Raw genomic sequence first — 12,924 nt, forward strand, 5'->3', positions numbered from 1 at the left:
TGGAGACGGCCGGGGTGAGGCTTTCACTCCTCGGGAGAGGGCAGGGGTGAGGCTTTCACTCCTTATTCTTCGTATCCATACAGATGGTCACCGGCCCATCGTTGAGCAGTTCCACCTTCATATCGGCACCAAACTCACCCGTGCCGCAGGGCTTGCCCATCTCGCTGCTCAGCTTCTTGCAGAAAAGCTCGTAGAGCGGCACACTGACCTCGTGCCTTGCTGCTCTCAACCACGAGGGCCGATTGCCCTTCTTGTAGCTTGCAAACAGCGTAAACTGGCTCACTACGAGTGCCTCGCCGCCCGTCTCCATGATAGAACGGTTCATCACCCCGTTTTCGTCGTCGAAAACGCGCAGGCCCACCACCTTGCGTACCAGCCAATCTACATCCTCTTCGGTGTCCTCTTCGCAGACGCCCAGAAGTATCAGATATCCCTTTCCAATGCTCGATTTCACGGCCCCATCAATAGTCACTGAGGCATGGCTCACGCGTTGTATTACTATTCTCATGTTGCAAAGATACGATTAAGTGAGCGAAAAGCAAAAAGAAAATCAATTTTTCTTTTGCTTTTCCGAACGAAAGTATCTTCGAAATTCATTTCAAGGATACGATTAAGTGAGCGAAAAGCAAAAAGAAAATCAATTTTTCTTTTGTTTTTCCGAACGTGAGTACCTTCGAAATTCATTCTTTGTTGTGCCCTGGAGCCTCGTTTTAGGAATTAAAAGCGCCCAAATCACGAGCCAAAACAAGCGCTTTTGCCCCCTCATAGTATCCCTTTCAAAATGCAATACTTACCCCATTGTTTTTCGTCTAGGGGCTAGAAAGGTGCTTTCTAGAGTCTAGATGACCTCATTCTAGGGTCTAGATTGAGTCATTCTAGAGTCTAGAAATGGGTGATCTAGACTCTAGATTCAGACCAAAAGTGCCACTATTGGAAGTCAAAAGTGGCACTATTGGAAGACAAGAGTGCCTCTGTTGCATCTCTATACGGTCACTATTGCCATGCAAAAGCGGCACTTCCGGTTGAAGAAAGTGCCGCTTTGGATGGGTCAGGCTGATGCTTTTCCACGTGGAAAGTTATGATTGGTGGAAGTGGTTGTAGATGATTTGTGCTTTTGATGTGCCAATAATCTCTGTAAGTTGTTGAATATCAGCTTCTTTGATGCGCTTCACGCTCTTCAGTTTGTCAATCAGCGTGTCGCGCGTCTTGGGGCCAATGCCCTGAATATCATCCAGTTCCGAGTGCAGTGCATGTTTGCTGCGCTTGTCGCGGTGGAAGGTGATGGCAAAGCGGTGCACCTCGTCCTGCAGTTGCGTGAGCACGTGGAAGAGCTCAGAGTTGGTCTTCAAACCGATCACGCGGGGCGGAAAACCATAGAGCAGTTCGTTGGTGCGGTGTCGGTTGTCCTTGGCCAAACCGGCGATGGGGATGTCCAGGTTCAGCTCGTCCTGTATCACCTCGCGGATCACCTCCATCTGGCCTTTACCACCGTCGGCTACGATGAGGTCGGGTAGGGGCTCTTCCTCCTCCACCAGGCGCTTATAACGGCGATACACCACCTCCTTCATCGATGCATAATCGTCGGGTCCCACCACCGTTTTAATGTTGTATTTCTTATAGTCCTGCTTGCTGGGTTTCATCGATTTGAACACCACACAAGCCGCCACAGCGTCCGTTCCCGATATGTTAGAGTTGTCGAAACACTCTATCTGATAGGGCATCTTGGGCAGTCCCAACTTCTCTTGCAGCTCCTTCATCAGGCGCACCTGTTTCTGTTCGGGATTCAGCTTCTCGGCCTGTTTCAGGCGGTCGAACTTATACTGTTTGCCGTTCATCTCCGAGAGGTCCAGCAACGTCTTTTTATCGCCGCGCTGAGGGATGGTGAAGGTGACGCCTTCCAGCTCCATTTCGAGGTCGAAAGGCACCACAATCTCCTTGGAATTGCTCTTAAAACGCTCGCGCATCTCTACGATGCCCAACTGCAACAGCTCTTCGTTGCTCTCGTTCAGACGCTTCTTATATTCAAAGGTAAACGACTGATTAATGGCTCCGTTCGACACGTGTATATAGTTGATATACGCAATTTTCTCGTCGTTCGTAATCGAAAATACATCCACGTTGTCGATGGTGTGGCTCACCACCTCGCTCTTGCTCACAAACGAGTCTATCAACAGGTATTTTCGCTTCACCTCTTCGGCCTCTTCAAAGCGCAGTTCCTCTGCCAAAAGCTGCATCTTTTCGCGCATCTGGCGCAGCACTTCGCGCGTGTTTCCCTTCAAGATTTCGCGTGCCTGCAGCATGTTTTGCTGGTAGTTTTCGTAGCTCTGTTTTGCTACGCATGGCCCACCGCAATTCTTGATGTGATACTCCAGGCACACCTGGTATTTTCCGGCGGCAATTCCCTCCTTTGTGATGGGCTGCCGACAGGTGCGTGGATGGTACAGCTTGTTGATGAGTTCCAGCACGGCATTCATCGAACCGATGTGCGAATAGGGCCCGAAATAGGTGCCCCATTTCTTGTTGATCGTGCGTGTTTTGAAGATACGTGGGAAGGGCTCGTTGGTCACACAGATGCTGGGGTAGGTCTTTCCGTCTTTCAATAGCACGTTGTAGCGCGGATTGTACTTCTTGATGAGCGAATTTTCAAGCAGTAGTGCGTCCTCTTCGGTGTTGACCACCGTGTAGCTGATGTCGTGAATCTTAGACACCAGCACCTTCGTTTTGAAGCGATCTACCTCCGTATGAAAGTAGGATGAGACACGCGATTTCAGGTTCTTCGCCTTGCCAACGTATATAATCGTGCCCTCACTATCGTAGTATTGATAGCTGCCCGGCTTCTCAGGGAGTCGCGAAACGATACCCTTCAGATAGGCTAAACGTGCCTCGTTCTCTTCCTTTGTCATACTTTAGTGTTTCACGTGAAACGTATTTATTTTCTTCTTCCTGCGCTTTCCTATAAAAATCCCCTCCCACATCGTAGGTTGGGGGAGGGGGAAAGTGTTGTTTTTGCGATTTAAATCGTCAACAGTGTCGTTACGTCGCAAAGTCCGTCGAATTCATCGCGTCCGTGCAGACCTTCGTCCTTGATCTCGATGATGAAGTTCATGAAAATCTCTTTGGGATTGAAATGCTTCACCAATTTGTAGGTAGCCTTGGCTGTTCCGCCGGTAGCCAGCAGGTCGTCGTGGATCAGCACTACATCGTTTTCGTCGATGGAATCGATGTGCATCTCTACGGTGTCAACGCCATACTCTTTCGAGAACGACTCCTTGATGGTGGTCCAAGGCAGTTTTCCTGGCTTTCTGGCCAGCACCACGCCGGCACCTAACCTCAGAGCCAGCGCCGAAGCAAGTACAAATCCTCGGCTCTCGATGCCCACAATCTTAGTGATGCCCTTGTCTTTGTAAATTTCATAGAGTTCATCGACCATTTCTTTCATGCACGCAGCATTCTTGTACAGCGTGGTGACATCGCGGAAATTGATTCCTTTCTTCGGGAAATCTGGTATGCAACGCAGATTGTCCAACAGTAATTGGGTATTCATACTCAGTTAGTTATATGATTAAATTAATGTATTTGTTTCACGTGAAACTTATCGCCCCATGAGCACTAACAGCACGTTGATGTCGCTGGGAGAGACGCCCGGAATGCGGCTGGCCTGTGCCAGTGTGTCGGGATCTATGGCGGTCAACTTCTGTCGGCATTCGGTAGAGAGCGATTGAATCGTGTTGTAATCGAAGTGTCCCTTGATTTTGATGTTCTCCAAGCGGTGCATTTTGTCGGCCACTTGTTTCTCGCGCTCGATGTATCCTTTATACTTAATACGTATTTCGGCAGCCTCGGCAATCTCCTCTTTGCGGTTGGGCGCGCTCTCGATTAATTCGCGCAGTTCGGGCACAATCTCCGATAGATTGCGGAAGTTCAGTTGTGGACGTGCCACCAGGTCTTCCAACTTGACACCAAATTGGAGTGGGGTGGTGCCCAGCTTTTCCAGCGCGGGGTTGATCTCTTTTGCTTTAATCGGGAAGGTCTTGCAAAAAGCCTCGATTTTTTCGATGGCCTGTTTCTTTTCCATCCAGCGGTCGAGTCGGTCTTTTTTGGCCAGTCCCATCGCATAAGAGCGCTCTGTGAGTCGGGCGTCGGCATCGTCTTGGCGCAGCAGGATGCGATACTCTGCGCGCGAGGTAAACATGCGGTAGGGCTCGTCCACGCCCTTCGTCACGAGGTCGTCCACCAGTACACCGATGTACGACTCATCGCGATGCATCACAAATTCTTTGTTTCCATCGCATTTCAGCGCTGCATTTGCGCCTGCCACGAGTCCCTGTCCGGCGGCCTCTTCATAGCCTGTGGTACCGTTCACCTGTCCGGCAAAGAATAGGCCATCCAATTTTTTCGATTCCAACGTGTGCTTCAACTGCGTGGGATCGAAGAAATCGTACTCTATGGCGTAGCCCGGACGATACACTTTCACGTCGCGGAAGGCCGGCATCTGCTTCAAAGCCTCGATCTGAACGTCCATGGGCAGCGATGACGAAAAACCGTTCAGGTACATCTCGTTGGTGTCCTCACCTTCGGGTTCCAGGAAGAGCGGGTGCTGTTCGCGGTCGGGGAAGGTCACCAGCTTGGTCTCGATAGAAGGACAGTAGCGCGGTCCGATGGACTGTATCTGTCCGTTGTAGAGTGGGGAGTCGTTCAGTCCTGAGCGCAGAATCTCGTGCACTTTAGCATTCGTGTTCACCGTCCAGCAAGGCAACTGTTGCAGTGTGCGTGCCTCGCCCATATACGAGAACTGATAGTAGCTCGTGTCGCCCGGCTGCTCTTCCAGTTCGTCGAAGTGTACGCTGCGCTTGTCTATGCGCACTGGTGTACCCGTCTTCATGCGTGCTGAGCGGATGCCGTGCTTGGTGATACTCTCGGTGAAGTCGCTCACGGCAGGTTCGGCGATACGTCCGCCAGCCACCATCTTGCGCCCTATGTGCATCAGACCGTTGAGGAACGTGCCCGCCGTCACCACGACGGCACGCGCTAGGATTTCTGCTCCCCAGATTGTTCTGACGCCGATGACTTGGCCCTTTTCTGCCATCAGTTCGCATACCTGGTCCTGCCACACGTCCAGATTGGGCGTATGGTCTATGACCGTGCGCCAGTTCCAGATAAACTTGCCGCGGTCACACTGTGCGCGAGGGCTCCATACGGCGGGTCCCTTGCCGATATTCAACATGCGAAACTGAATGGTGGAGCGGTCGGTCACTATTCCCATCTGTCCGCCAAGGGCGTCAATCTCTCGTACTATCTGTCCCTTAGCGATACCACCAACCGCAGGATTGCACGACATCTGTGCAATCTTGTTCATGTCCATAGTTACCAGTAGCGTCTTAGCGCCCATATTGGCCGAAGCACAAGCCGCTTCACAGCCGGCATGTCCGCCGCCGATAACCACTACGTCGTATTTTAATGTCATTGTAACTTGAAATATTTCGTTTGCAAAATTACAAAATCTTCTGCAATTAGTATGTATAATAATGCTTAAAAAATGTAGAGGGACAACGCCGCATTGCGCGGTATTGCCCCTCGTTCAGTCAACACATACGATGTTATCCTGTATTACTTGGCTGTGAAGCTGGTCACACTATTCGTGCCTTTGGCGCTGCTGCCCAGATACAGACCGTGGAAGACGGTGGTGGCATCGGTGGGCGCCGTGGTACTGTATTTGATGTTGTAGCTGCCTTTAGAGGTCATCCCTTTGGCTGTAATCAGCGACAGCGAGCTGGAGACGTTGGCCGCAAAGCTGTAGGTCACCAGGTTCTGGTCGTTGCTGTCGGCCAGGGTATAATAGCGTCCGCTGGTGTAGCTGATGGTGCTGGTAAGGAATGTGTAGCCCTGGGCTGCGTTAGAGATGGTCGAGCTGCTGGATCCGCCACCCTGTGCACCGCCGGCGCTGATGCCGATGCCGGTGCCCGTGATCTGGATATACGAGTTGTTGTCGCAGTCGAAACCTTCCTCTGGTCCTCCTGCTGAGGTATAGGCAAAGCAGGTGCCGCCGTTGATGGTGATGGCACCCGTGGTGCCCGCGTTCGAATCGACGGCATCGTTGCCGTTGGAGTAGCACACCGTCACACCACCGTTGAAGGTGATCTTTCCCGACGTATTGATACAGTCGTCGTAGCATTGCAAGTAGTGCTTGCCGCCATGGATGGTGATGCCAGTCTTCGACTCCAGTCCCTCGGCACCATTCGTCTTGGTGGTCACGGTGGTCTCGCCGCCGTAGATCACCGCCTGGCAGATAGCCTTGATGGCCTTGGCCGACGAGCTGCTGTAGGCGCTACCGGTGGTGCTGACGGTCAGCGTGGGTCCGTTGCCGTCGGCAGTGCCCTGCGTGTAAGCACCCGTAACGTTAGTATAGGTGGTGCCACCGCCCATGCCGCCGCCACCAGGACGAGCATCTGGTGCCATCATTGGCGCCATCATTGGTGCCATCATCGGCGCCATCATTGGTGCCTTCATGGGTGCCCATGCAGGAGCCATCCTGCCACCACCGCCACTGGTGCTCTTGGTGCCGTCGCCAGCCACGATGCCTTTGCCGGCATTACCCGTCATGGTGATGGTGATGGTACCGGCGTTCAGGGCCACATATTCGCCCTTCAGGCCCTTGGCCGATTTCACGTCGCTGGACACCGTCTGCGGTGCGCCGCTGTTATTGATGGTCAGTATGCCACCATTGGTGGTGATATGGTCGGCCGAGACACCGCGTCCGGCCGTGCCGCTGATGGTCATCTCGATGGTGCCACCATTCTGGGTGAAGTCCTCGGCCTTGATGCCTGCCGCATACGACTGGTCGCTGCTGTCGCTGGTGTCTATGCCACCGCTGCCTTTCAGCGTCAGTGTACCATCGTGAACCGTCACCTTGTTCTCGCTCTTGATGCACTTAGCGCCCACCGCTGTGGTGCTGATTTTCAGCGTGCCAGCATTGACAATCACCTCGGCGGTGTTGTCTTCATCGTCTGTCAGCGGAATGATCTGCTCGTCGTCGTCGGTCTTATAGCTCAGCTGCAGACCGTCGTCGCCCACGTTATTGATGTTGACGGTGCCCCCATTCATTTGGAAATACTGGTTCACGTTGAAGCCGTCGCCCACCGCCCCTAGGATATTGATGGTGCCAGTGCTCTTCTTCAGTTGCACATACTCCTTGCCCCAGAAGGCGTGCGCTGTGCGACCAGTCAGGTTCAGCGTGCCGGCACCCTTGAACTCCGTGTGACCTTTCACGGCAAGACATGCCTTCTGACTGCCTCCCACGCCGTCCACCAGTGTGGAGGTGGTGCCCTCGGCCAGTTCGATGCTGATGCGCTTGCCGTTGCGGATGTTGATGGCAGCACTGTCGGGGTTGGTCAGCGCGACACCGTTCAGCACGATGCTGGCCTTCAGCTCGCCGTCCATATAGAAGGAGCCATTAGTCGATGTACCGCTCAGGGTATAGGTAATCTCGTCGAGCAGTTCTGCACTCTGTATCACGGTCACGTGTGCCTTGTTTGTGTTGATAGTCAGGTACTTAGCAATATTTCCGGCCACGGTCACACGGGCTTCGCTGCCCTGATAGTCGATGTTGACGCTGTTGTCCGTCACGGCGCTGTTGTCTATGTACATCTGACTGATGTCGCTGAGTGTGAAACTCTTGCCCATGATGGTCACGGTCTGTCCGTTTTCATAAGCCATCTCGCCAGCCTGACTGGCCGGAATCTGATAGACAACCTCGCCCAGTTGAACGTTCAACGTCTGTGCTCCGGCAGTGGTCCAGGCCCAGATGGCAGCCATATAAAGTAGAATTTTTTTCATTAGTGTCGCTGTTTTGTTGACATGTTATTTTGCTTGGCAAAGATAATGTATTTGTTATGAACGAGATAATAAATTCAATTAAATGCACTTTTTTTTCAATTAAAAGTCATTTTAATATTGTGTAATTCGTTCTTTTTACGTAATTTTGCCGACAGAAAATTATAATGGTTTATTAGCATCCATAAAAATCTTTTTGTGAATATGAAAAAGGTATTGTTCCCGTTGTTGGTTGTTTTGGGAATTATTGTATCGTGTGTAGAACATGAAGACTTTCCATCACCTCTTGAGGGACTTCATATTGAAGATCAAACTTTCTCGGCCAGTGCCGCACAGAGCATTATCAAAGTTGACAATGTACTGACCGATGTGATGGCAACCGTCATTGACACCAAGACCAACTATCCAGCCAACTGGCTCGATGTGAACATCAATCAAAAGGCGATTGCGCTGACGCTGCAGGAGAATATCACGGTCAGTGAGCGTACGGCTTGCGTGACGCTGCACGTGAAGAGCGACGATATGGACGACTCGGACGCACAGCCGGTGGTGTTCTATGTCACCCAGAAGAGAAACTCTATGTTCGACGGACTGGATGTTGACGAGGTGGTCATGGGCTTTGAGCAGGGCGACACCACGCTGACGTTCAAAAACACGCTGAAGAACGCCAAGACAGAGATCTTCGACATGGAGGGAAAGAAGGTGGACTGGGTGAAGACCACCATCAGTGGCAAACAGCTCACCATCGCTGTGTCGCAGTATGCGTCGAAGGACGACCGTGCGGCACTGGTGCGCGTGGTGCCCAACAGCGACCAGTACGTCAACGACTCGCTGCTCTCGAAAGCATCGGTGCTGGTGAGACAAAACCATAACCCCGTGCTCGACAGTTTGAATATTCCACAAGTGAAGTCGCAGGCCACGGGTGATATACACAGGATTCCTACCGGCCGAAAGCTCACTGGCGTCAAGGCACTGGTGACCGACGATGCCACCAAGGAGCGCGCCACGTGGTGCACGGCTACGGTTGTTGACAGTTCGGTGGTGGTGACAACGACCATCTATAACCAGAAGAAAGACCGTACGGCCACGGTGACGCTCTACTATCCTAACCATGGCGAGACCATCGATTCTACTACCATCACCCATTCTTTCGTTGTAGAACAGGAGCATAACAAAATTTTTGATGCAAGGCGCTTTGTTGACCGCTTCATAGCGTGGAACCAAACTGCCGACACGCTGACATCGTCGCAAGAGTTGCCGAACATTCGTTGTCAGGTGGTGGACACGCTGACGAAGAAAGCACCCACTTGGTTGCAGGCCGCGGTGGAAGGCAACAAGGTGGTGTTTAAGTCGCAGACGCTGACATCGAAAATCAACCGCACAGCGCAGGTAATTTTGTATATGGTGGGCAAGGATAATACGCTGACGGAACAGACCGTGCAGACCAGTTTCTATGTGACGCAGAAACACGACGACATCTTTGATGGTGCGATGTATAAAGATCGTGTGGTCAGCTGGGATGAAAAGGCCGACACGCTGAAACTGACGCGAGAGTTGACGGGAATCAGTTGTCAGTTGACAGATGTTGACACGAAGCAGACGCCCACCTGGTTGCAGGCCACGGTGAAGGGCAAGCAGGTCTTCTTTACGGTAAAAGAGAATATGTCGAAGGCCGACCGTACGGCCACAGTGACGCTCTATCTGCCTAATGGCAACACCATCGACGAAAAGACGGTGAAGACGAGCTTTGCCTTCAAGCAGTCGGGCAATAATATCTTCAACGGTCATCGGTTTGAGAACCAGACCATGAGCTGGAACGAGACCGTTCGGGCTCTGAAACAGACGGTGGACCTCTCGCTGTTGCGCACCAAACTGGTGGACAACGACACCAAGCGTGCACCAACATGGTTGCAGGTGACACTCGATGCCGAACATCAGGAACTGATTCTTAAACCACAGCAGTTGACCTCGGTCGATAACCGCTCGGCCACGGTGACCCTGTTTGTGCCCAATAATGGTAATACTATCGACGAGAACACCGAACAGGTGTCGTTTGTGGTGAATCAGGAACATTACAACATCTTTGACGATGTGCAGTTTAGTAATCGCTCGGTCAATTGGGACGAGAAGTACGACACGCTGAAACTGACTCGCGAACTGACTGGCATCCGCTGTCAGTTGGTGGACAACGAGACCCAACAGACACCAGGTTGGCTACAGGCCACGGTGAACGGCAAGCATGTGGAATTTGTGACTCAGCCCAACTACTCTAAGTATCAGCGCTCGGCCAGTGTGACGCTCTATCTGCCCAATGGCAATACCATCGATGCAAAGACTGTACATACTGGATTCACGTTTACGCAGAATGGCAATAACCTGTTAGACAGTCTGAAAGTGGCCAACCTGGGTCTTGAATGGAATACGTCAAGTCATGAGATAACAACAAAGGTTGACCTGACCAGCGTGAGGTATAAGCTGGTGGACGAAGACACTCAGCAGACGCCCACTTGGCTGAATATCGTGCTTAGTGGCAATAAGATAGAGCTGAAACCCTCGAAGCTCACCACCAAGCACGACCGCTCGGCCATGGTGACGCTCTATGTCAGCGGCTCGACCATCACCGAGAGCACACCCCAGAAGTCGTTCCGCGTGACTCAGCATCATGATAACATCTTCGACAATCTGAGCATCGAGAACCGCGAACTGCGCTACGACCAGACGAAGGACATCCTGAAGCTAACCCGCGACTTGGAGGACATCCGCTGCCAGATCATCGACGACGAAACGCAGTTGTCGGCCCGCTGGTTGAGTGCTGTGGTGGAGGACAACGAGGTCATCTTCACGGCTCAGACCAATACGGCGTTGGCTAAGCGCTCGGCCACCGTTACGCTGTATCTGCCCAATGGCAACACCATTGACGAGAACTCGGTGAAGACTTCTTTCAAGGTGGAACAGAACTTCCAGGTGAAGCTGGTGCCTAGCGTAAAGAAGGTGGAGGTGAACTACGAGCAACAGACGAAAGAATTCAACATTGTCAGCAACGTGAAGTACCAGATCAAGAGCCCGTCGTGGGTGGACTGCGTCATGACTCCTATAGACGAGACCACCGAGAAGATAACCCTCTCGTTCAAAGAGAACGTTAATAATGAAGCGTATGCTGATACCCTGCGTTTCCTCGTTGCTGGCGAAGAGATGGCTAAGGTGGCTGTAAAGCAGCGCACCAATCCTCATATCACCATCAATTTCAGTGATAACCGCAAGGTAATCTCCTGCGGAAAGAATGGTGGCGAGTTTAATCTGCCGGTGAAAACGCTGACACCAGGCTATCACGTGAGCAAAACAACGAAAAATGGCTCATGGTTCTCGGTAGATCAGACGATAAAGGATGGCTACGACCAGTATTATAACCTTGTGAGGATTCCAGTCTTCAGGGGTGACAAGTTTGAACGTATAGACTCTATTATACTCTATAACGACGAGGTGCGTATAGCCTTCCCTGTCAAACAGCATAAGTATGTCTATGTGGAGCAAGAGAGCCTGGAACTGGAGGTGGGCGGTTCTGTCTCACTGGAGGCAAAAGCCTTTAATGGCGCAAATATTCAGTGGAGCAGTAGTAATGCGAATGTGGCTTTTGTCAGTGAGCAGGGGCGTGTAACTGCACTTGCGAGGGGCAGTGTTCATATTAATGCAGGCATACCCGACTTTACGAAGGATGGCATCACCTACACTAATTACTTTGATTATTGTGAAGTAAAGGTCTATGATGCCACCGATAAGGTAAACGTCAAGCGCGGTTCGGGCGAGTACGAGAAAGAGAATGGTTATGTCACGTCTCAGTGTCCAATCGTCATCACCAACAACTATCATTCTACCATCAATATCACGTCGGTTGTACTGGTGGATAATTATGGAAACGAGCTACCGAAAGCTCTCAGTGACTATAGTCGCGACCTGGATGAGAACCATCAAGTGTCAATAAGCCTTACTAAGAAGTTGAACGGCGTATATAAGCCGTCTGTCAAGCTGACGTTCTCTGTTGGCGGCAAGACCTATACCAAGACCGTGGAATATTAATATCGACGGAAAAAACGAAGAAAAAGAATCGGAATTGTGGCACTTTTGCCTTGCAATTCCGATTCTTTTATTTTGTATAAATAACCCAATTTTCTGCAGTAAAGATTTGCAGATTCATTATTTTTAATTAATTTTGTACCCACATTACGTATATACGTACTCTATTATGAGTATCTTTGTTAGCCTGTGAAGGCCTGTGTCTTGCTGACAATAAATCTAAAATCAATATTAATTAATTAATTTTCAATCTTTTATGTGGTTATTAAATTCATCAATTGGTAGAAAGGTTGTAATGTCTGTTACTGGCATTGCGCTCATTCTGTTCTTGACATTCCACTGTGCAATGAACATCGTAGCGCTTTTCTCTGGTGAGGCTTACAACACTATTTGCGAATTGCTGGGTGCCAACTGGTATGCCCTCGTGGCTACCATGGGTCTGGCTGCCCTTGCTGTCATTCACATCGTTTTCGCGTTTATCCTCACGGCTCAAAACCGTAAGGCTCGCGGTAACAGCCGTTATGAGGTTTCTACTACCGTTAATCCCGGTAAGGTGGAATGGGCTTCTAAGAACATGCTCGTGCTGGGACTGATCATCCTGATCGGTCTGCTGGTTCACCTGCAGAACTTTTGGTACAACATGATGTTTGCAGAGATTGCTGGTTTTACCAACGGTCACAGCCCCGCAGACGGCTTCGCTTTCATCATCGACACTTTCTCACACTGGCCACTGGTAGTGCTCTACCTGGTATGGTTCGCAGCTATCTGGTTCCACCTGGCTCACGGTTTCTGGTCTGCTATGCAGACTCTGGGCTTGAGTGGTAAGATTTGGCAGAAGCGCATGCAGTGCTTCGGTCTTATCTACGTGACCCTCCTCATGCTGGGCTTCACGGTTGTAGTGCTGGGCTTCTATTTCGGTTGCGCTCCTTCGCTGGACTGCTGCCCCGATGGTGCTTGCTGCGAGGCTGCAGCTGTTTGCTGTCAGTAAATTAGTTTAATGGATTTTGAAAACGGAATATTATT

7 protein-coding genes are annotated in these 12,924 nt (G+C 51.1%); 2 read left to right on the plus strand and 5 right to left on the minus strand.

What is annotated here, in order from left to right; all coding sequences use genetic code 11:
• Nucleotides 1–55 precede the first annotated feature (55 nt).
• From dtd to T496_RS0111435, 5 genes are all read right to left on the minus strand, one after another.
• Entirely contained in the window at nt 56–508 is a 453-nt protein-coding gene (gene dtd / locus T496_RS0111410; protein WP_027450866.1) for a D-aminoacyl-tRNA deacylase, read from the minus strand.
• A gap of 568 nt (nt 509–1,076) precedes the next feature.
• Nucleotides 1,077–2,903, minus strand: a complete 1,827-nt coding sequence (gene uvrC / locus T496_RS0111420) for an excinuclease ABC subunit UvrC (RefSeq protein WP_027450868.1) — start codon at nt 2,901–2,903, stop codon at nt 1,077–1,079.
• 110 nt (nt 2,904–3,013) lie between these two features.
• The gene (locus T496_RS0111425) at nt 3,014–3,544 is read right to left on the minus strand and encodes an adenine phosphoribosyltransferase (protein ID WP_027450869.1); all 531 of its coding nucleotides are present in this window, start codon (nt 3,542–3,544) and stop codon (nt 3,014–3,016) included.
• Between the two features lie 48 nt (nt 3,545–3,592).
• Nucleotides 3,593–5,464 (minus strand): tRNA uridine-5-carboxymethylaminomethyl(34) synthesis enzyme MnmG, encoded by a 1,872-nt coding sequence (gene mnmG / locus T496_RS0111430; RefSeq protein WP_027450870.1) that lies wholly within the window; start codon nt 5,462–5,464, stop codon nt 3,593–3,595.
• A 143-nt stretch (nt 5,465–5,607) separates the two neighbouring features.
• Nucleotides 5,608–7,833: a carbohydrate-binding domain-containing protein gene (locus T496_RS0111435; RefSeq protein WP_081783641.1), complete on the minus strand. Its 2,226-nt coding sequence runs from the start codon at nt 7,831–7,833 to the stop codon at nt 5,608–5,610.
• A 201-nt stretch (nt 7,834–8,034) separates the two neighbouring features.
• On the opposite strand from T496_RS0111435, the gene T496_RS0111440 reads away from it, so the two are divergent.
• Together T496_RS0111440 and T496_RS14115 are read left to right on the plus strand one after the other, a co-directional pair.
• Nucleotides 8,035–11,904, plus strand: a complete 3,870-nt coding sequence (locus tag T496_RS0111440) for an Ig-like domain-containing protein (protein WP_027450872.1) — start codon at nt 8,035–8,037, stop codon at nt 11,902–11,904.
• 253 nt (nt 11,905–12,157) lie between these two features.
• Entirely contained in the window at nt 12,158–12,889 is a 732-nt protein-coding gene (locus T496_RS14115; protein ID WP_044111161.1) for a fumarate reductase, read from the plus strand.
• Nucleotides 12,890–12,924 lie beyond the last annotated feature (35 nt).

Origin of the sequence: Xylanibacter brevis P6B11, assembly GCF_000621825.1 — a bacterium.
In the GTDB taxonomy this organism is placed as follows: Bacteria; Bacteroidota; Bacteroidia; order Bacteroidales; family Bacteroidaceae; genus Prevotella; species Prevotella brevis.